This window comes from Cellulophaga sp. RHA_52 (genome assembly GCF_007827205.1).
GTDB classification, from domain to species: Bacteria; Bacteroidota; Bacteroidia; order Flavobacteriales; family Flavobacteriaceae; genus Cellulophaga; species Cellulophaga lytica.
In genome coordinates this window covers 767,931-788,845 of the sequence record NZ_VIRZ01000001.1, presented here as the reverse complement: position 1 = coordinate 788,845, position 20,915 = coordinate 767,931, and the positions used below count along the sequence as shown (strand labels likewise).

Below are 20,915 nucleotides of genomic sequence, written 5' to 3'. Positions count from 1 at the left end.
GGCATTTTTATGAGTAACAGACCAATTAAACTACAGTTGGTGGTACTTGCTTATAAAATAATTTATCAACCTTATTACACTTAATTATGAAAATAGCTATAATAGCTGTGCTGCAGCTGTTTGCCTTTACTGTATTTGCGCAATCAAATACATATTCGTCTAAAATAGTAGACCAAGATAACCAACCTATACCTTTTGCTACGGTAAAAGAAATAGGCAAAGAAAATTACACAACCACAACCATAGATGGCGACTTTACACTACAAACAAGTACCGTAAATTTTATAATAGAGATTTCATCTATTGGGTACACATCAAAAAAAGTAACTATTACTAATGGTAATTTTCCTGCGAGTATTACTTTAATGACATCTGACGAACAATTAAATGAAATTGTGGTAACCGCTTTGGGCATAGAAAGAGAAAAACAATCTTTGGTTTCTGCAGTAACCAGAGTGTCATCAGATAAACTAACAGAAGTTACATTAACCAATGTGGTTAATAGTTTAGCAGGCCAAGTTGCCGGTGTACAAATTACAAATGGTTCTTCTGGCGTAGGTTCTTCATCTAGAATTGTTATACGTGGAGAAAATTCGTTAAGCGAAAGCAATCAGCCATTATTTGTGGTAGACGGTGTGCCAATTAGTAATGAGCAAATTACGAGCGACTTAGTAAACAACGGTGCTTTGCAAGAAGTAGATTTTGGTAACGGTGGTTCTGAAATTTCTCCAGATGATATTGCATCTATCTCTATATTAAAAGGAGCTGGTTCTGCAGCACTTTATGGGGCAAGAGCTGCAAATGGCGTTGTGGTTATAACTACAAAACGTGGTAAAAATAAAAAAGGGTTTGGTGTTACAACAAGCAATTCGCTTACGGTAGAAACATTATTAACGTTACCAGATTACCAAAATGTGTACGGTGGTGGTTCTAACGGTCAATACTCTTTCCAGAACGGGAAAGGCGCAGGTATTAATGATGGTGGCTTAAGTAGCTACGGACCAAGATTAGATCAAGGTTTATTGGTAAATCAGTTTAATAGTCCTTCTGTAGATATTAACGGAAACCCGGTGCGTGCTGGCGATGTTATTGCGCGTACAAATGCAGATGGTAGTTTTACACCTATAACTGCTACTCCTTGGGTGTCTAACCCTAATAATGTGCGTAATTTTTTTGAAACTGGTGTTACAAAGCAAAACAACATCGCCATTAACTCATCAGGTGAAAACGGTAGCAGTAGATTGTCTTACAGTAATTTAAGAAACGAGGGCATTGTGCCAAACACAGATTTAGATCGTGATGGTATTTCGCTTAGTTTACATCAAAAATTAACAGAACAATTAAATGTAAACGCTTTTGTAAATTATATAAATACACGTAGTGGTAACAGGCCAAACCTTGGTTACGGTTATGAGAATCCGTTGTATGGTTTTAACTGGACAGGCAGACAGACAGATGTTGCTGCTTTAAAAAATTACTGGCAAGCTGGTCAAGATGGTGTACAGCATTATGATATTAATTACTTATGGCTTACAAACCCATACTTAACGGTTAATGAAAACACCAACAGTTTTAATAAAAATAGAGTTTTAGGTAACGTTTCTGCTGTTTATGATATTACAGATAAATTAAATGTTGTGGTGCGTGCAGGTATAGATACGTATGCAGATAAGCGCGAGTTTAGAAGAGCGGTTAGTACAAATGCAAATCCGCAAGGTTCTTTTAGGGAAGATAATATTGGCTATAGAGAACTAAATACAGATGTCTTGCTGTCTTATAAAGATGCTATAAATGACGATTTAAAATACACTGTTTCTGTAGGTGCAAACCGTTTTGACCAAGAAATAGAGTACAGCTACGCTGAAGCTTCGCAACTAGCTTTGCCAGGCATTTATACTTTAGCAAATTCTAGAACTCCGCTTTTAGGAGATAGTAGACTTTTTGAAAAACGAATTAACAGTGTTTATGGTACAGGTAATTTGTCTTATAAAGATGCGTTGTATTTAGATCTAACCTACCGTAACGACTGGAGTAGTACTTTGCCAACAAATAACAATTCATTTGGGTATTATTCTGCCGGATTAAGTTTTGTGGCTAGTAGCCTTTTTCAATTACCAGAGCCAATATCTTACTTAAATTTTAGATTTAGTGCGGCAAGTGTTGGTAATGATACCAATCCGTATCAAAACACGCAAAACTTTTTATTTAATCAGAATTACGGATCTAATTTTAGAGTAACTAACGAGGCGGTTCTAAAAAATGCAAATCTTAAACCAGAACGTCTTAATGCGTTTGAAGCAGGTGTAGAAGCCTGGTTTTTTAATGGTAGGTTACAATTAGATGCTGCAGCGTACCAAAATACAAGTGTAGATCAAATTATATCTAGACCAATATCCGAATCTAGTGGTTTTGGTAGTTTTAACGTAAATGGTGGTAAAGTACAAACCACGGGTTTAGAGTTTTTACTTAGTGGTACAGTAATTAAAAATGCCGATTTTCAATGGCAGAGTTCGGTAAACTTTTCTACGTTTAGGAGTAAGGTTAAGGAGTTGCCAGAAGGTGTAGACCAGTTTGTAACTGGTACGGCAAATATATTTTCTGGCGGTGGCGGATCTAATTCTGTTTTTTACATTGCAAAAAAAGATGGTCGTGTTGGAGATATGTATGGTACAGGTTTTATTGAGGTAGATGGGCAAATTTTGCACGACTCTAATGGGTTTCCTGTTCAAGATCCTAACCTGCGTTTACTAGGCAATTACAATCCAGATTTTACAATGGGTTTTAACAACAAGTTTTCATACAAAGGATTAGATTTTACCTTTTTGTTCGATTGGCGTAAAGGCGGAACAATTGTTTCTAGAACAAAGGCTTTGGGTAGTACATCTGGAGTTTTAAAAGAGACATTAGAGGGTAGAGAATCTGGTATTATTGGTGCTGGTGTTGTAAATACAGGTACAGCAGATAATCCGCAATACACGCCAAATACAACAGTTGTTGCTGCACAGGCATATAATAATGCATTTTTTGATCGTGGTAACGAGGCTAGTGCGCTTTACAGTGCTTCTTATGTAAAGCTAAGGCAGGTAAGTGTGTACTATAATTTTCCTGCTAAAATTGTAGATGCCATAGGTTTTAATAAAATAAAAATAGGTTTGGTAGGTAGCAATTTGTTGTTGTTTACAGAGAATCCGCATTTTGACCCAGAGCTAAATGCACTACAGGAGCAAAGCATAACTTATGGTGTAGAAGATTTTTCATACCCATCTACCAGAAGCTTTGGAGTGAGTTTAAAAACCGAATTTTAAGAAGTAAAAAAGATGAAAAAATACATACAGCTATTTGTAGCAACAACCGTGGCAAGCATTATTTTTACTGCTTGTACTAACGATTTTGAAGAAAAAAACACAAACCCTAATGCGCCAGAAAGTGTAGATCCACAGTTTTTATTAACTAATGTGGTTTCTGTGTCATCAGACCTTAGCGCATATCAACAAGGGTTTAGGCAGGCCAATTATTTGGCGCAATTTGCTGCTAGTATAGAGTTTGAGCGTATAGACCGTTATGAAATGGGGTCTAACAGTGAGTACTGGAGTGCTATTTTTAGATTATTATCAGATATTAAATCGATGAAAGCTTCGCCAGCGGCAAACGATGCTTACGTAGCAGTAGGTGATATTATGCAGAGTTACCTGTTTTCTCAGTTAACAGATCTTTGGAGTGATGTGCCTTATACAGAAGCAGTTGCAGCTTTAGACGGTAATTTTGCTCCTAAATATGATACTCAAGAAAGTATTTATACAGACCCAGAAACTGGACTATTAGCTGTGCTTAGCAAAGCAGTTACTACACTAGAAAATACAAACAACGTAATTCAGGGTGATATTATGTTTCAGGGAGATTTAAACAAGTGGGTGCGTTTTGCAAACTCGCTACAAGTGCGTTACTTGTTACGTATTAGTAAAAGAACTACAGACTTTACTGGGCTGCAAAGTTTGGCAGATTCTGGTAAGTTAATGCAGTCTAATGCAGACAATGCTGTAGTACCTTACTTGGCATCGGCACCTAACCAGTTTCCTATGTTTAACGCAGCTTTAGGTTTGTATCAAGAGCATACAATGACAAAAACGGTAGAAACTGTTTTAACTGCTTGGGATGACCCTCGTGTTGCAGTGCTTTACAAACCAACCGAAGCAAGTAAAAACTCTGCCACACCAGAATATAACGGATTGCAAAACGGACAGTCTAGTAGCACCATAAATGCTAATGGTATAGACTTAAACAACATATCTTTATTTGGTAGTATATTTAGAGATGTAGCAGATGGTATAGATGCGCAATATATGCAGTATTCAGAAGTACAATTTGCATTGGCAGAAGCTGTTACCAGAGGTTATATTACAGGAGATGCAAATACGTATTACCAAAATGCTGTTACAGCTAGTTTTGAGTATTACAATACACCAATCCCTGATGATTATTTTACTAGGCCAGCAATTTCTTTAGATGGCTCTGCAAATGATTTAGAAAAAATATTAACTCAAAAGTGGTTAAGTTTAATTAATGTTGGTCATGAGGCTTGGTTTAATGTGCGTAGAACTGGAATACCTAATTTGGTTCCTGGTCCAGATAATTTTAATAACAATAAATATCCCGTTCGGTATTTGTATCCAGAGTCAGAACAGGCAACTAATAGTGCAAACTATAAAGAAGCTGTAGACCGTATTGGAGGAGATAATATAAACAGCAAAGGCTGGTGGGAAAAATAGAATGATGAATATGAAACAAAAAATTAAACTAATTGGTATTTTATTAGTGTTTGTAGTATTTTTGGCTTGTAAGGAGCAAGTTAAAGATATTATAACAGAAGTAAAACAAGAACCAAAAAAAGAAGCTGCTGAAAAAGCAAAGCCAAACGGAATTGTAAACGGAGTAAAACAAGTTTGGATAGATGCAGACTTAGCTGTTGGCAAAAAAAACATAGGAAAACCTGGCTATTCTGATGTAGATGATGGCTATGCAGTTTTACAATTGTTACAAGCCGATAATGTTAAAATTAACGGACTTAGTACTGTTTTTGGTAATAATAGTGTTGACAATGCTTTTGCTATTGGTAACTATATAAGTAAGGAATTTGCAGCGCAAAAAATTGAGGTTTATAAAGGGGCTGTTACCCCAATTAATTTAGATAGTGTGGTAACTAATGATGCTGTAGAGGCAATGGCTGCTGCATTAAAAAAGCAACCACTTACCATTTTAGCAATAGGACCCGCAACTAATGTTGGTTTATTGTTATTAAAGTACCCAGAGTTGCAGTCTCAAATTGTTGAGGTTGTTTTAGTTGCTGGCCGCAGAACTTCTAAAGACTATTTTAAAATAGGGAACAAAGGTGTTTTGGCTAAAGATTTAAATTTTGATTTAGATAATACGGCTTTTCGTGTATTATTAGAGCACAAAGTATCCTTGGTTTTTTGTCCGTATGAAATATCTAGTAAGGTTTGGATAAAACAAGAAGATCTAGAGGCACTAAAAAATACTACTCCAGGTATGAAATGGTTGGCAACAGCATCACAACCTTGGATAGAACAGTGGAAAAATCAAGGAGCAGACGGTTTTAATCCGTTTGATGTTATGGCGAGTCATTACATTATTGCTCCGCAAGACATAATATCAGAGCCTTTACAAGCGCGTTTAGAGATTAATTTAGACGATACTGTAAAAGATAACAATAATGAGGTTTATAAATCTTATTTATTGTGTACAGAAGAGAACGGAGCACCAGTAACTTATTGTTATGATGTAGTACCGGGATATCATCAAAAATTAATGGAAACATTTAAAAAATAGTGTCGTGATTAAATTAAATAACAACATAGAAGACTTAACCACTTATTTAAAAAGTAAAGGCTGGTTAGGTGATAATGAGTCTATTGCTACAGTAGAAAAGCCAGGTGAAGGTAATATGAACTTTACACTCCGTATTACAACAGAAACCAGATCGTTTATTGTAAAACAGAGTCGTGAGTACGTAGAGAAATACCCGCAAGTAGCAGCACCAGCAGAACGTGTGCTCACAGAAGCTAAGTTTTATGAGGTTACTGAAACTGTGCCTAGTTTAAAAGCTATGATGCCAACTTTGGTTGGTTTAGATAAAGAAAACAATGTAATGGTGATGAACGACCTAGGTAATGGGTCCGATTTTACATATTTATACCAATTAGGAAAAAAAATTTTAGAGGAAGATCTTTTTTCTGTGGTAGATTTTGCAGCTACATTGCATACTAGCATAACTACAGATACGCAAGACAGTAGAATTTCAAATACTAAAATGAGAGCGCTTAATCATGAGCATATTTTTAATTACCCTTATGCGGTTGATAACGGCATTAATTTAGATGATATATTACCTGGTTTACAAAAGGAAGCGAACCGTTTAAAGGCAGATAATGTACTAATAGCTGAGGTAAAAAAACTAGGAGATTTGTATTTAGAGGATGGTGATATTCTATTACATGGCGATTATTTTCCGGGTAGTTGGTTGGCAACCGTTGGTGGCTTAAAAATTATAGATCCTGAGTTTTGTTTTTTTGGTAAGGCTGAGTTTGAAATTGGTGTTATGCTAGCGCATTTAAAAATGGCAAATCAATCTGCTAATATTATTGAAAAAGCTATAGATAGATACAAATCTTTGGCAGAATTAGACACCAGTCTATGTTACAAGTTTATGGGAATTGAATTGATACGTAGAATTATTGGTTTAGCGCAATTGCCATTAGAAATTAGTTTAGAAAAAAGAGTAAGCTTATTAAACGAGGCACGAGAATTAATAGTGAATTAAGGCTGTTTTATTTTTCTTGCTCAAAATTACATAAACCAACTATTTAGTTGGTTTATTTTTTTTATAAAATCATCAAACAAGAAAAAATGTCTATAACTGTTGGTTTTTTTGGGTTGATTGAACTAATGTAAAAGAAATAAGACTGTAAATATTCTGGAACAAACCAATCAGTTTAAAAAAAGAAGTACTTTGTAATAGCATTTTATAGTAAATTTGAAGAAAAATAGGCAAAATGAACGCTAAAATTACTACATCAAAATCTATTGGTCTTGTGCTTTCTGGAGGAGGTGTGCGTGGTATGGCACACATTGGGTTAATAAAGGCAATGAACGAGTTTGGTATACAGGCCAAAGCGGTGTCTGGGAGTAGTGTTGGGGCTTTAGTTGGTGCGTTGTATGCCAATGGCAATTCTATAGACGATATGCTTAAGTTTTTTAAAGAAACCCCTCTTTTTAATTACCACTACTTAACTATTGCTAAGGCTGGTTTTTTAGATACAGAAAAGTATGTGGCTTTGTTTGCAAAGTATTTTCCAGAGAATGCTTTTTCGGCCTTAAAAAAAGAATTACATATTGTAGCTACAAACCTTCAAGATGGTAATGAAGAGTTTTTTTCTGATGGAGAGTTAATTAGACCAATGTTAGCTTCTGCTGCTTTACCTCCTGTTTTTTCGCCCATAGAAATTAATGGTAATTTATATGCAGATGGTGGTATAATGAATAATTTTCCGTTAGAACCATTGCTAAATACGTGCGATTATATTGTTGGGAGCAATGTATCTATTGTAGCAAGGTTAGATAAAAAAGATCTAAAAAATTCCTTGCAACTTACGGGTAGAGTAACCGGTTTAATGATTTATGCCTCTGCAAAGAAAAAACTTAGTGCTTGTAATATGTTATTAGAGTCTAAAGAAGTAGATAAAATAGGTTTGCTAGACCGTAAAGGCATAGAAAAAGCATTTGCTATTGGTTATGATGCAGCCTGTAGAGCTTTAGAGGCACAATTAAAGGAATAAAAAAAAGTCGTTCTATAAAGAACGACTTGGTATTTTTTTAGACGCTGTTTTTAAACATCATCAAAATCTACTTTTAATGTAGGTGTTGTTGCGTGCGCTTGGCACGTTAAAATTAATCCGTCTTCAATTTCGCCATCAGTTAAAATCTGATTTTTAACCATTTCTGCTTTGCCTTCTGTTACACGAGCAATACAACTACTGCAAACACCACCTTGGCAAGAGTATGGTGCATCTATATTTTCTTTTAAAACAGCATCTAATACAATAGTACTTTTATCCATCTCAAACGTAAAATCTTCATCATCTACAGTAACTGTAACAGCTGTTTTTCCGCCCTCTTTTACAGGCATTTCATCTTTAATTTCTGTAGTTGTAAAAAGTTCAAAATGTATTTTGTCTTCACTAACTTCATTCTCTTTTAAAGTGTCAGAAACCGTATTAATCATAGCCTCTGGACCGCAAAGATAAAAATCGTCAAAGGCAATATCTTTGTGCTTGTTTTTGGTAATGTAGTTTACTGTAGATCTTTCTATCCTTCCAAAAATAGAGTTTTCATCTTGTTCTTGGCTATAAATAAAGTATACAAAAAACCTATTGTTGTATTCTAGCTGAAGCTTGGCTAAATCTGTATGAAACATTGTTTCTTCAAAAGATTTGTTACCGTATGCTAAAACAAATTTGTTTTCTGGGTTGCTGTCTAAAACAGATCTTGCAATGCTAATAATAGGTGTAATACCACTACCAGCCGCAAAAGCAGCAACATTTTTAACGGCATCTGTAGGTTTAAAAACAAATCTACCTTCTGGAGCCATAACATCTAAAACATCACCTTCTTTAAGTTTAGAATGTGCAAAGTCAGAGAAACCGCCATTATCTACTTTTTTAACACCAATGGTAATACAATCTTTTTTAGGAGAAGAACTAATAGAATACGCTCTACGCAATTCTTTACCTTTAATTTCTTTTTTAATAGTGATGTATTGACCAGATATAAACTTAAAAGTCTGAATTAAGTCTTTAGGAATAGCAAAAGTAATTGCTACAGAACTAGGTGTTAAAGCCTTTATATGTTGTACCGTTAACGGATGAAAATGATTCATAAAAAAATATTTTCTACAAAAATACACATTGCCCTTTTGATAAAAAACCTAGTTCACTAAAATTTAATACATAGAATTCTTATGCATAAGAAAATTATGTATATATTCGTAATAGTAATTTTAGTACTAAATATTACTATATAAATGGGTGATGTTTGTTTTAAGAGCAAAATAAGAGAATAGAAAAAATGGGAAATTCTAAATTATACAAGGGTAGTTTAAATACTATTATTTTAAAGTTGCTTGAAGAAAAAGGCAAGATGTATGGGTATGAGATTACGCAAAAAGTAAAAGAGTTAACCAAAGGAGAACTTAAAATTACGGAAGGTGCTTTATACCCTGCTTTACATAAACTAGAAGCAGAAGGACTATTAGATGTTGAGGTTGCAAAAGTAGATAACCGCTTGCGTAAATATTATAAATTAACAGAAGCCGGAGAAAAAGAAACAATAAACAGATTAGCAGAGCTAGAAGAGTTTATACGTAGTATGCAAAATTTAGTAAACCCTAAATGGAGTATAGAATAGCGGTATGAAATTAACCAAAGAAGACATATTAAATATAAATACTTATCTAAAAAAGAAAGATATAAAGTTTGCAGATGTAAGGCTTGAGCTAATAGACCATTTGGTATCTGAGTATGAGTCTCTTGATAACTGTCCAGATTTAGATAGTTTTTTACGTAAAAGAATTACTTGGTGCAAACAAGTAAGTGAAGCAAAAGCAAAAACTATGCATTGGGGATATCAAAAAGATCTTTGGAAGCGAGTTTTGGTTTTTATAAAATCACCTTATTTCTATTTAATAACATTTGTTTTAGCTTTTTTATATTCTCAATTGTATACAATTCTTAGTTTAGAATTGTTTGAAAAGGCTGTACTGTTTCCTTTTTTTAGTGTTATTGTTTTTCAGTTTATTTTCTTTTTTTACAATCACTATAAGTATAGACTTAAAATAAAATTATTAAGTGCTAATTACCTTTTTAATATTTTCAGTTTGCCTCATTTACTACTTTATATGTTTACTCCATTTAAAGAATTTTTTTTAGAGTATCCACAATTGTTTATAGGATATACCGGATTTGCTTTGCTGCTTAATATTGCGGCTTTAGTTGAGGTAACAAGCAAGCAAAAGAAAATTAAAAAAGAATATAAATTTTTAAATGATGTTTTAGCATGAGTCTAACCAAAGAAAACATAAAATTTATAGATACCTATCTTAAAAATTCTGATATTATGTTTACAGATGTCAGAACAGAAATGGTAGACCATGTTGCTACAGCCGTATCAGAAGAAATGGATAGCAAGAACCTTACGTTTTATGACGCTTTTAAGGCGTATATGGTTGTGCATAAAAAAGACTTACAACAATACAATAAACAGTTTAAAAAAACAACAGATAAAATAGTACTTAAATCGCTTTTTAAAAAGTTTATAGCACCACTAAATATAGGTGTTATGGTGTCCAGCTTTTTCCTTTTAATACAGTTTTTTCCTTTAGGAGATAAGAAGTTTATAAAATTTGTACCATTTGGTTTTTTAATAATTGCTATACTAATATATTACATTGTAGCGCTTAAAAAGCGCAAGCAACGTTTCTCTGGCATAGAGAGGGCTGGACTTATACTCACTTTAAGTTTTCAGTTATATAACGCTTTTCAAAATCCTTTTTTTAATGAAAATTCTGTAATTACAAACGATTACTATTTTACCTTAGTTTTTGTTTTATTGCTGGGGCTATCTACTACTTTTATTGCGGTGATTCTAGAGCTTTATAAAAAATATACCAACCATTATACTATTGTTTAAAAATGAAATTGAGTAAAGAACAAATAGAATTTATAGATGATTATCTTATTAAAAATAAGGTGAAATATTGGGATGTTCGTATGGAGCTTATAGACCATATTAGTAATGAGGTAGAAGCTCTAATGAAAGTAGGATCTAGTTTTACCAATGCAATGCAAGCAGTTCACATTAAATTTGGTAATGACTTAACTATAAAAAGGCTTAACAAGGAAAATACCGGTTGGGATACTTTTCCTAGTTTGTACGCAGATTCGTCTGGGTATAATAAGTTAATTGAAGAAAAAAAACAAGGGTTAGCTAAGGGCTTTGCGAAACTTCAACGAAAAGCGTTAAAGCTGTTTTTTACAAGAGTCAAGTCACTAATGCTATACGCTTGTGTGCTTATTACATTTTTATATACCAAAGAGTTTTTTACATTAAAGACTATGCATAAAACTATGTTGTTGTTATTAATGATTATGTCATTAACTCCGTGTTTAATTGCATTATTTAATATAAAAAATACGCTGAAGTCATTAACTATTAATACTGCTTTATTATCTAGTATTTCTGGTATAAGTTTTGTCAATCTGTTTTTATTAGCACCCAAAATTTTTTTAGATGAAGGTGAGCAATTGTCATTTACTTATATATTTATAGTTTTTGCATTGTTATTTCCTTTTTTCTACACAGCTATTCAATTGTTTGTTAATCAACTTAAAAAATATAATTCAATTCATAAAAAATTAGCATGAAACTAAGTAAAGAACAGATAGATGAGCTTTATACCTTTACCCGTAAGCATTATGTGGAACATTATGATTTGCAAACAGAACTGGTAGACCATTTAAGTAATGGTATAGAAGAGCAATGGCAACAAAACCCAAAGTTATCTTTTGACGATGCTTTGCAAGTTGAATTTAAAAAGTTTGGTGTTTTTGGTTTTATGGATGTTGTAGAAAAACGCCAAAAAGCTATGAACAAACGTTACAGAAAAATACTTTTTAGGTTTGTTAAAGAGTGGTTTCAGTTGCCAAAGCTGTTAACCACTATTGCAATTTTTATAATGTTTTTTCTAGTGCTTCATTTAAAGCAAGCATCATATGTATTAATGGGGTCAATATTAATTTTGATAGCGGTAGATCTTTACCATCAATTTAAAAGAAGAAAAAAAGAGAAAACACAAAAGCAGAAAAAACAAAAGGTGTTTATGTTAGAAGCTATGATTGGGGATACCAGAAATGGTTTTTCTGTGTTAACATTTACCAATGTTTTTAATATTGTAAATGCTATGCGCTTTAACTTTAGTGAGTTGCATAGTTATTGGTTAGCACTTATTGCCATTGCTGCTACATTACTATGTTTAACTTTTTACATTACGGCTTATGTAATGCCTAGCAAAGCACAAGAATTGTTAGAAGAAACGTACCCTGAATACAATTTAATTTAAAATAGTGTAACAAATTAGCATTTGTTGCCACTAACAAAATATAATTAATCAACCATAAATTATGTTAAAACACTTTTTAAGCCTTCAATTGAAGTCCTTTTTTAGGTCAGCCTCTTTTAAAACCAACTTGGCACTTAAAATATTTATGGGCTTTTTTGCACTTTATTTTATAGTTGCATTTCTATTTATGGGCGTTGGCTCTTATTATCTTATTGAAAAAGCAGAAATAGGTGATCCTTTAGAGGTAGTAAATAAATACATAATATACCTTTTTGTATTAGATTTACTAATAAGGTATATGATACAGAAAATGCCTGTTACCAACATTAAGCCTTTATTGTATTTACCCTTAAAAAAAGCACAAGTTGTAAATTACTCTTTAGGAAAAACAGTTGCTTCTTTTTTTAATTGGGGTTATGCATTTTTCTTTTTGCCATTTTCTATAGTTCTGCTAAAAGAGGGCTATAATCCGCTTGGCGTTGTAGCTTGGCACTTTGGTATTTTTGCACTTATTTATTGTAGTAACTTTATTAATATTTTAGTTAATAATAAAGACAGTGTTTTTTACCCTGTAATAGCTGTTTTTATTGCTCTAGGAGCTTGTCAATACTTTGGTGTTTTTGATATTACAAATTACACAGCAACATTTTTTAACGGGCTATATAATGCGCCTTGGATGGCTATTTTGTCTTGGTTAGCCTTAATAGGTTTATACTTTGCAGCATTTAGCTATTTTAAAAAGAATATGTATTTAGATGCCGGCTTAAAAGGCAAACAAACCGTTGCTAAAACTGAAGATTTATCTTTCTTAAACAGATTTGGAAATACGGGAACATTTTTAAAGAATGATATTAAGTTAATAAAAAGAAATAAACGACCTAAAACAGCTGGTTTAATGAGCTTTTTGTTCTTGTTTTACGGACTATTATTTGGTTCTGGTGCAGTAGAAGTTTATGACGGACCAGTTTGGCAAATATTCGGTGGAATATTTGTTTCAGGCGGATTTTTATTCACATTTGGACAGTTTGTGCCAAGTTGGGATAGTGCGTACTATCAGTTAATGATGAGTCAGAATATAAAGTACAGAGACTACATAACCTCTAAATGGTATTTAATAGTAATTGCTACAGTAATTAGTGCTGTATTGGCATCATTTTACTTGTTTTTTGGTGTTAATGCATACTTAGCGGTATTGGTAGGTGCTATTTACAATATAGGTGTAAACTCGCACTTAGTGCTCTTAGGCGGTGCTTTTATAAAAATGCCAATAGACTTAACGTCTAATAAAAAAGCATTTGGAGACAAGCAGGCTTTTAATATGAAAACAATGTTATTGTCGCTTCCTAAATTAATATTGCCAATGGTAATTTTTGCTGCCGGATATTACTTTGTAAATGCAACAACAGGTTACATACTTGTTGCAGCAGCAGGTGTTTTAGGAATGGCATTTAGGAATATAGTTTTTGATAAGATTGAGAAAATCTACAAAAAAGAGAAGTACAAAACTATACACGCATACAAACAAAAAGCATAAATAAGTAGCTCTGTTAAGAGTATAACCATAAAAAATAAAAAACCATGATAAAAGCACAGAACCTAACAAAAACATACGGCACAGCTACGGTTTTAAATATAGAAAATTTAGAAATTCCTAAAGGACAATGTTTTGGTCTTGTAGGTAATAACGGAGCAGGTAAAACAACATTTTTTAGTTTGTTGTTAGACCTTATTCAGCCTTCTACAGGGCAAATAATAAATAACAATGTACAAGTAAATACTAGTGAAGATTGGAAACCTTTTACTTCTGCATTTATAGATGAATCTTTTTTAATTGGCTACCTAACACCAGAAGAATATTTTTATTTTATTGGTGAGTTACGTGGACAAAATAAAGCAGATGTAGATAAACTAGTAAACAGTTTTGAAGACTTTTTCCATGGAGAAATACTAAATCAAAAAAAATATTTAAGAGATTTATCTAAAGGAAACCAGAAAAAAGCAGGTATTGTAGCCTCTTTTATTGGTAGTCCAGAGTTGGTAATTTTAGATGAACCTTTTGCAAATTTAGACCCAACAACACAAATAAGACTAAAAGGTATAATTAAAAATTTAGCTGCAAACCAAAATACAACGGTGCTGGTTTCTAGTCATGATCTAAGTCACGTTACAGAAGTTTGTGAGCGTATAGTTGTGTTAGATAAAGGTGAGCTTATAAAAGATATTAAAACATCTGCAGCTACATTAAAAGAATTAGAGGCTTTCTTTTCTGGAGCAGAGGCGCCAGATGCTGCAGTTGCTGTTTTTGAAGACGAAGAATAAATAGTTGCCGTAATTAAAAGGCGGCTTCATAAAAATAAAAGACCCATAAATTTGTATAAAAATTGATGGGTCTTTTTGGTTCACTAGCTTATCAAACCAAATAAATAAAAATAAATAGTAAATTTATGCACCCTAAACATAATAATACCGCGGTTTTTCTGTTTTGTTTAGGTAAGAATAGATACAATTTTGAAGCTTCAAACTAAAATTATAGGAACAGTAGCACTAGCAGCATTAGTCTTTAATGCCTGTTCTACTAAAAAGAACGCCTTTGTTAACAGAGAGTGGCACGCATTAAATACTAAATTTAATGTACTCTACAACGGTAATATTGCTTTTGAAAAAGGCAGAGAAGAATTAAATGCCAACTACAAAGATAATTATTGGGATTTATTACCAATAGAGCGTTTAGAAGTTACAGATGAAGTAAAATTAGATTCAGAAAATAACAACCCAAACTTTATTATTGCAGAGGAAAAAGCAACTAAAGCCATACAAAAACACAGTATGGTTATTAAAGATAGGGAGCGTAACCCGCAAACAGACGAGGCTTTTTTACTTTTAGGAAAAGCGCGTTATTTTGATCAGCGTTTTATTCCTGCTCAAGAGGCTTTTAACTATGTGCTTAAAAATTACATACAGAGTGATAAGTTTAACGAGGCGCGTATTTGGAGAGAAAAAACCAATGTGCGTTTAGAAAATGAAGAACTTGCCATTAAAAACTTAAAAAAACTTTTTAAGTACGACGATTTGTCGGACCAGGAATACGCAGATGCAAGAGCGGTAATGGCACAAGCATATATTAATTTAAATGCTCCAGATACTGCAATTCAGCAATTAAAAAGAGCATCAGTCTACACAAAAAAACAAGAAGAAAAAGGAAGGTATTATTTTATAATTGGGCAGTTGTACAATCAGCTTAACAAAAAAGATAGTGCCAATTATGCCTTTGATAAAATTATAGATTTAAACAGAAAATCTCCTCGTGTTTATTTTATTAATGCACACTTGCAAAAAATAATGAACACAACTGTTACTGCAGACAACAAAGAAGAAATGTTTGAGTATTTAACAGACTTAGAAGAAAATAGAGAAAACAGGCCGTTTTTAGATAAAATATACAGACAAAAAGCACAGTTTTTTTTAAATCAAGAACAAGATAGTTTGGCCTTAGTTTATTTTGATAAGTCTTTACGTGCTACCACAAACGATAATAAATTAAACGCACTTAATTATGAGAATTTAGGTGAGTATTATTTTGATAAAAACAAGTACAAGCAAGCAGGTGCCTATTTTGATAGTACACTTACAAATTTGGTAGAAACAAGTAAAAAACACCGTTTAATAAAAAAGAAATTAGACAATTTAGAAGATGTTGTAAAGTATGAAGATATTGTACAATATACAGATAGCGTTGTAACGCTTTACAATTTACCAAAAGAAAAGCAAGTGGCTTATTTTGAAAAATTTATTGAACAAAAGAAAGCAAAAGAAGAAGCTGCAGCCAAAAAAGAAAAAGAGCGTCAAAACGCAGGTATAGCAGCTTTTGCTAATACCAAAGCAGGAAAGCAAAATAAAGGTAAATTCTATTTTTATAACATTACAAGTCTAGGTTACGGTAAAACCGATTTTAAAACTGCTTGGGGAACTCGTAAGTTAGAGGACAACTGGCGTTGGTCTAATAAAAATGTAGTGTTACAAACAAATGATACAGATAGTGGTATTGCTGGTGCAGCAACTAATACTATTACCGAAGAGGGGCAAGAGTATAAGGTAAGTTATTATATGGATAAGTTGCCAACAAATATTGCTGTAATAGATAGTTTAAAAAAAGAGCGCAATTTTGCCAATTATCAATTAGGGTTAATTTATAAAGAAAAATTTAAAGAAAACCTTTTGGCAGCCGGCAAATTAGAATCGGTTTTAAAGTCTAACCCAGAGGAGCGTTTAGTATTACCATCTAAGTATAATTTATATAAAATATATGAAGAGTCTGGTAGTAATTTAGCAGCAGCAATGAAACAAGATATTATTGCAAACCACCAAGGTTCTAGGTACGCAGAGGTGTTGTTAAACCCTCAGGCAATTTTAGAAGGTGGTGCAGATACGCCAAACGCCAGATATACAAAGTTGTATAAAATGTTTCAAAATCAGCAATATTTAGAGGTTATTACTGGTGCAGAAGAAAATATTAACAGATATACAGGAGACGAAATTGCGCCAAAGTTTGAGATGTTAAAGGCAATGGCAACCGGAAGAATAGAAGGTTTTGAAGCTTTTAAAGAAGCCTTAAATTATGTAGCGTTAAATTACCCAAACAACCCAGAGGGTAAAAGAGCTCAGGAAATGATTAAATATCAGATTCCACAATTAGAGAAATCAGATTTTGTAGATCAGTCAACTAATGCAAAAGGTACTTGGAAAGTGGTTTTCCCTTTTAGTAGAAACAATGATACAGCGGCAAATGAGTTGTATAAACTACTAAATAAATCTGTGGAAGATTTAAAATATAAAAATAAAGTATCTAAAGATATATACAATTTAGAGCAGCAATTTGTGGTGGTACACGGGTTTGCATCAGAAGAATTTGCTTTAGGATATGCAGAATTATTAAAAAATAATAAAGATTACAAGGTTGGTCATCAGAATTTTGTAATTTTATCCAACAACTACAAAGTTGTGCAAGTACACAAAAAATTAAACGAGTATAAAAAAACACTATTAATCCCAAAACCGTAATAAGAGTATGTTTTCAGACAAGAATAAACCTAGAGATGTTGTAGATATGGGCGGCCAGCCTAACAGAATTGGAAAAAACACCAAAATTAAAGGTGATATAGTTTCAGAAGCCGATTTTAGAATTGACGGTAAGTTAGATGGTAACGTAAAAACATCTGGTAAGGTAGTTATTGGCAAAGATGGCTACATTCACGGAAAGGTAGAGTGTGTAAATGCAGACATAGAAGGCGGTTTTAACGGTGAGTTATTAGTATCTGATTTGTTATCATTAAAATCTTCAGCAGTAATAGAAGGTACAGTTTCTGTTTCTAAGCTTGCTGTAGAGCCAGGTGCTACTTTTAATGCATCATGTGTTATGGGAGGTAAAAATGGAGCCTTATCTGGCGCTAAACAAGCTTCAGCTGGTGGAACTTCCAAAGCTTCCTAATAACAATAAGCCAAACCACTTAAAAAATGCCGCAATGCTATCTGGTATTGCTTTTCAAATGGGAGCTATAATATACTTAGCTCACAAAGGAGGTGTGTGGTTGGATGGCTATTATAACATCAAAAACGAAATTTTTACTATAATTGCTACACTTTCTGGTGTAGCAATTTCTATTTTTGCGGTAGTTACACAATTAAAAAAAATTAAATTCTAATGGCAAACCATAAGTTGCTTATCTATTTTTTTATCACAATTCTTATTTCTTTAGCGGTAGCTTTTGGTGTTCATCTGTTGGTGCTAGATGATATGCAAAAACCTTTATTTGATAATAAAATTGTGCTTTCTTATGTTATTAATTTTGTGCTGGTAACTGCTATATTCACAATTATTTACCTGTTAAGAAATCAGTTTAAAACACAATTAGGTATATTTTTTATAGTAGGTAGTGCTATAAAATTTCTTTTCTTTTTTATGCTTTTTTACCCATCTTTTAATGCAGATGACAATATTAACTTAACAGAATTTGCTTCATTTTTTGTCCCGTACAGTATATGTTTGCTGATAGAGACGTTTTTTATTGCTAAAGTGCTCAAAAACTTAGATTAACGTTTTAAAATGATGCGGTTTTTGGTTGGTGTTAAAATAATCAAAAAAAGGTTTTTTTCTTTTTGACAGAAAAGCGTACATTTGCACCGATTTTTAGAGACCGATATTTTTTGAGCAATATGCGAAATACATTTTTTAGTAAAATTATTTTAGTCACGGCACTTGTGTTTAGTTTGGGTTCTTTTGCGAACGACAACAATGAGCCACAAGAAAATGATTCACAAGTAAATAGTAGCGAAGAGATTCAGGCTTACATTAGCCATCACTTAGCAGATTCACACGACTTCACTTTGTATTCTTATACAAATGATGAAGGGGAGCGTGAGCACTTTGGTTTTCCGTTGCCAGTTATTGTTTGGACAAGTGAGGGTCTTAAGACGTTTATGTCTTCAGAATTTCACCATAATGATGACGGTCATGTTATTGTTGATAAGGATGGTGTTAAGTTAACCAAAATTCACAGTAAAATATATGAGTTAGAAGAAGGTGCTACAGCAGTTTCTTTTGACGAGGAGCACCATGCTACAAATGCACATAAAGTTTGGGATTTTTCAATTACCAAAACAGTTGTGGGTATTTTGTTGGCAGGTTTATTAATGCTTTGGGGCTTTAGCTCATTAGCTAGAGGGTATAAAAAGAGCCCAATTCCAACAGGTTTTGGTCGTGTTTTAGAGCCACTAGTATTATATGTAAGAGATGAAATTGCAAGACCAAATATTGGTGAAAAGCACTACCGTAAGTTTATGGGCTTTTTATTAACGGTATTCTTTTTTATCTGGATATTAAACTTGTTAGGTTTAACTCCAATAGGTTTTAATGTTACAGGACAAATAGCGGTAACAGTTTGTTTGGCTTTATTTACATTTTTTATTGTACAATTTAACGGTAATAAAGATTACTGGAAACATATTTTCTGGATGCCTGGTGTTCCAGTTTTAATGAAAATAGCTTTAATTCCAATAGAGGTGTTGGGTATGTTAACAAAGCCATTTTCTTTATTAATTCGTTTATTTGCTAACATTACTGCTGGTCACGCCGTAGTTATGGGCTTAGTAGCTGTAACATTTACAGCAAGAGAAGCTTTAGGTGTTGGTGGTAGTTTAGGTGTATCATTCTTTTTAACGTTATTCATTTCTTTAATAGAAATTTTAGTAGCGTTTTTACAGGCCTTTATTTTTACAATGTTGTCTTCATTGTTTATTGGTATGGCTGTAGAAGAGCATGATCACCATTAATTTTAGTTTGAAATAAGAGTTTGTTTAATTTAATATAAATCAATTACTATGTACAATTTAATTGGAGCAGGATTAATCGTTATCGGAGGTGGTATCGGTTTAGGTCAAATCGGTGGTAAAGCAATGGAAGGTATTGCTCGTCAACCTGAGGCAGCTGGAAAAATCCAAACAGCAATGATTATTATCGGAGCATTATTAGAAGGTTTAGCTTTCGGTGCTTTGATCTTAGGAAAAGCTTAAGGACAAAAACAACAATCGCATTCCTGTAACGGTTGGTTACAGGATGTGTTTGTAATTAAACAAAAAACAAAAAGAATATAATTTATATTTTATAATGGATCAGTTATTAAACGATTTTTCGCCTGGGTTGTTTTTCATGTTACTAATAATTTTATTAGTACTTATCTTCTTAATGGTTAAGTTTGCATGGAAACCAATAATGAACGCTTTAAATGAAAGAGAAGACGGTATTAAAAGCGCTTTAGAAGAGGCAGAAAATGCACGTAAAGAAATGCAAAATTTGCAAGCAGATAACGAAAGGTTATTGCAAGAAGCACGTGCAGAACGTGATGCTATGTTAAAAGAAGCTCGCGAAATAAAAGAAAAAATTGTTGCAGATGCAAAAGAGCAGTCTATTATAGAAGGCGATAAAATAATTGCACAGGCACAAGCTACTATAGAAAGTGAAAAGAACGCAGCAGTAGCAGATATTAAAAACCAAGTAGCTAACTTATCTGTGCAAATAGCAGAGAAAGTTATTAAGGAGCAATTGTCTAACAATGACAAGCAACTTAAATTGGTTGAAGATATGGTAGGCGATATTAAGCTAAACTAATAAGAGAAAATGAACGAGTCTAGAGCAGCTATTAGATACGCAAAAGCCATTTTAAACCAAGCGGTTGAAAGTAAGGCTACAGATGCAGTTGAAAAAGATATGCATTCTGTTGTACAAACAATTTCTGACAGCAAGGAACTTCAAGATGTGTTGGCTAGTCCAATAATTAAAGGAGATGTAAAAAAGAATGCTTTGCTAGCTGTTTTTACAGGAAGTCATAGTATTTCAGAAGGACTTATTTCTTTGCTTGTAGATAATAAAAGAGTATCACTTTTAAAAGATGTTGCTCAGCACTATATTGTTTTAAACGAAAAGCTTAAAGGAGAAGAAACAGCGGTAGTAACAACTGCAGTTGCCTTAACTAAAGATTTAGAAGCAAAAGTTTTAGAACAGTTAACAAAATTAACCGGTAAAAAAGTGTCAATAACAAATGTTATAGATGAAAGCATTATTGGTGGTTTTGTATTAAGAATTGGCGATTTGCAATACAATGCAAGTGTAGCTAATAAATTAAATAGTTTAAAAAGAGAATTTTCAAACAGTCTATAGTCTTTGGTTTACACTACG

General features: G+C 32.9%; 21 protein-coding genes. 20 read left to right on the top strand and 1 reads right to left on the bottom strand.

Going from position 1 to position 20,915, the window contains the following annotated elements; translation table 11 throughout:
* The first annotated feature begins 86 nt into the window (after nucleotides 1-86).
* The 5 genes from JM80_RS03535 (at nucleotide 87) to JM80_RS03515 (ending at nucleotide 7,850) form a co-directional block, all read left to right on the top strand.
* Complete coding sequence (locus JM80_RS03535) at nucleotides 87-3,305, top strand: SusC/RagA family TonB-linked outer membrane protein (RefSeq protein WP_144709232.1); 3,219 nt, start codon at nucleotides 87-89, stop codon at nucleotides 3,303-3,305.
* Between the two features lie 12 nt (nucleotides 3,306-3,317).
* Entirely contained in the window at nucleotides 3,318-4,766 is a 1,449-nt protein-coding gene (locus JM80_RS03530; RefSeq protein ID WP_144709231.1) for a SusD/RagB family nutrient-binding outer membrane lipoprotein, read from the top strand.
* Between the two features lie 10 nt (nucleotides 4,767-4,776).
* Entirely contained in the window at nucleotides 4,777-5,844 is a 1,068-nt protein-coding gene (locus JM80_RS03525) for a nucleoside hydrolase (RefSeq protein WP_255436613.1), read from the top strand.
* A gap of 4 nt (nucleotides 5,845-5,848) precedes the next feature.
* Nucleotides 5,849-6,835 carry a phosphotransferase gene (locus JM80_RS03520; protein ID WP_089119153.1) on the top strand — a complete coding sequence of 329 codons (987 nt, stop codon included), beginning with the start codon at nucleotides 5,849-5,851 and terminating at the stop codon, nucleotides 6,833-6,835.
* 232 nt (nucleotides 6,836-7,067) lie between these two features.
* Nucleotides 7,068-7,850, top strand: a complete 783-nt coding sequence (locus JM80_RS03515; RefSeq protein WP_034644185.1) for a patatin-like phospholipase family protein — start codon at nucleotides 7,068-7,070, stop codon at nucleotides 7,848-7,850.
* 50 nt (nucleotides 7,851-7,900) lie between these two features.
* On the opposite strand, the gene JM80_RS03510 is transcribed toward JM80_RS03515, so the two are convergent.
* A complete protein-coding gene (locus JM80_RS03510) occupies nucleotides 7,901-8,950 on the bottom strand; it encodes a ferredoxin--NADP reductase (RefSeq protein WP_013620948.1) in 1,050 nt (349 codons plus the stop codon).
* A 188-nt stretch (nucleotides 8,951-9,138) separates the two neighbouring features.
* On the opposite strand from JM80_RS03510, the gene JM80_RS03505 reads away from it, so the two are divergent.
* The 15 genes from JM80_RS03505 (at nucleotide 9,139) to atpH (ending at nucleotide 20,897) form a co-directional block, all read left to right on the top strand.
* Complete coding sequence (locus JM80_RS03505) at nucleotides 9,139-9,477, top strand: PadR family transcriptional regulator (RefSeq protein ID WP_013620949.1); 339 nt, start codon at nucleotides 9,139-9,141, stop codon at nucleotides 9,475-9,477.
* A 4-nt stretch (nucleotides 9,478-9,481) separates the two neighbouring features.
* A complete protein-coding gene (locus JM80_RS03500) occupies nucleotides 9,482-10,129 on the top strand; it encodes a hypothetical protein (protein ID WP_144709230.1) in 648 nt (215 codons plus the stop codon).
* Entirely contained in the window at nucleotides 10,126-10,758 is a 633-nt protein-coding gene (locus JM80_RS03495) for a hypothetical protein (protein ID WP_144709229.1), read from the top strand. The genes JM80_RS03500 and JM80_RS03495 overlap by 4 nt, the downstream gene beginning before the upstream one ends.
* A gap of 2 nt (nucleotides 10,759-10,760) precedes the next feature.
* On the top strand, nucleotides 10,761-11,492 hold the full coding sequence (locus tag JM80_RS03490) for a hypothetical protein (protein WP_144709228.1): 732 nt from the start codon (nucleotides 10,761-10,763) through the stop codon (nucleotides 11,490-11,492).
* Nucleotides 11,489-12,187, top strand: a complete 699-nt coding sequence (locus JM80_RS03485; protein WP_144709227.1) for a hypothetical protein — start codon at nucleotides 11,489-11,491, stop codon at nucleotides 12,185-12,187. Before JM80_RS03490 ends, JM80_RS03485 begins: the two co-directional genes overlap by 4 nt.
* Nucleotides 12,188-12,248: 61 nt before the next feature.
* Nucleotides 12,249-13,721, top strand: a complete 1,473-nt coding sequence (locus JM80_RS03480) for a DUF5687 family protein (RefSeq protein ID WP_144709226.1) — start codon at nucleotides 12,249-12,251, stop codon at nucleotides 13,719-13,721.
* Nucleotides 13,722-13,765: 44 nt separating this feature from the next.
* Nucleotides 13,766-14,506 (top strand): ABC transporter ATP-binding protein, encoded by a 741-nt coding sequence (locus JM80_RS03475; RefSeq protein WP_013620955.1) that lies wholly within the window; start codon nucleotides 13,766-13,768, stop codon nucleotides 14,504-14,506.
* Nucleotides 14,507-14,695: 189 nt separating this feature from the next.
* Entirely contained in the window at nucleotides 14,696-17,245 is a 2,550-nt protein-coding gene (locus tag JM80_RS03470; RefSeq protein ID WP_144709225.1) for a hypothetical protein, read from the top strand.
* Between the two features lie 7 nt (nucleotides 17,246-17,252).
* A complete protein-coding gene (locus JM80_RS03465; protein WP_013620957.1) occupies nucleotides 17,253-17,672 on the top strand; it encodes a polymer-forming cytoskeletal protein in 420 nt (139 codons plus the stop codon).
* Nucleotides 17,650-17,886 carry an AtpZ/AtpI family protein gene (locus JM80_RS03460; RefSeq protein ID WP_246864786.1) on the top strand — a complete coding sequence of 79 codons (237 nt, stop codon included), beginning with the start codon at nucleotides 17,650-17,652 and terminating at the stop codon, nucleotides 17,884-17,886. The genes JM80_RS03465 and JM80_RS03460 overlap by 23 nt, the downstream gene beginning before the upstream one ends.
* Nucleotides 17,886-18,278: a DUF6168 family protein gene (locus JM80_RS03455; protein WP_013620959.1), complete on the top strand. Its 393-nt coding sequence runs from the start codon at nucleotides 17,886-17,888 to the stop codon at nucleotides 18,276-18,278. Before JM80_RS03460 ends, JM80_RS03455 begins: the two co-directional genes overlap by 1 nt.
* A gap of 119 nt (nucleotides 18,279-18,397) precedes the next feature.
* The gene (gene atpB / locus JM80_RS03450) at nucleotides 18,398-19,513 is read left to right on the top strand and encodes a F0F1 ATP synthase subunit A (RefSeq protein ID WP_075694840.1); all 1,116 of its coding nucleotides are present in this window, start codon (nucleotides 18,398-18,400) and stop codon (nucleotides 19,511-19,513) included.
* Nucleotides 19,514-19,561: 48 nt separating this feature from the next.
* Nucleotides 19,562-19,753 carry an ATP synthase F0 subunit C gene (atpE, locus tag JM80_RS03445; protein ID WP_013620961.1) on the top strand — a complete coding sequence of 64 codons (192 nt, stop codon included), beginning with the start codon at nucleotides 19,562-19,564 and terminating at the stop codon, nucleotides 19,751-19,753.
* 94 nt (nucleotides 19,754-19,847) lie between these two features.
* Nucleotides 19,848-20,348 carry a F0F1 ATP synthase subunit B gene (locus JM80_RS03440; RefSeq protein ID WP_013620962.1) on the top strand — a complete coding sequence of 167 codons (501 nt, stop codon included), beginning with the start codon at nucleotides 19,848-19,850 and terminating at the stop codon, nucleotides 20,346-20,348.
* Between the two features lie 9 nt (nucleotides 20,349-20,357).
* A complete protein-coding gene (gene atpH, locus JM80_RS03435; protein WP_013620963.1) occupies nucleotides 20,358-20,897 on the top strand; it encodes an ATP synthase F1 subunit delta in 540 nt (179 codons plus the stop codon).
* The last annotated feature ends 18 nt before the right edge of the window (nucleotides 20,898-20,915 follow it).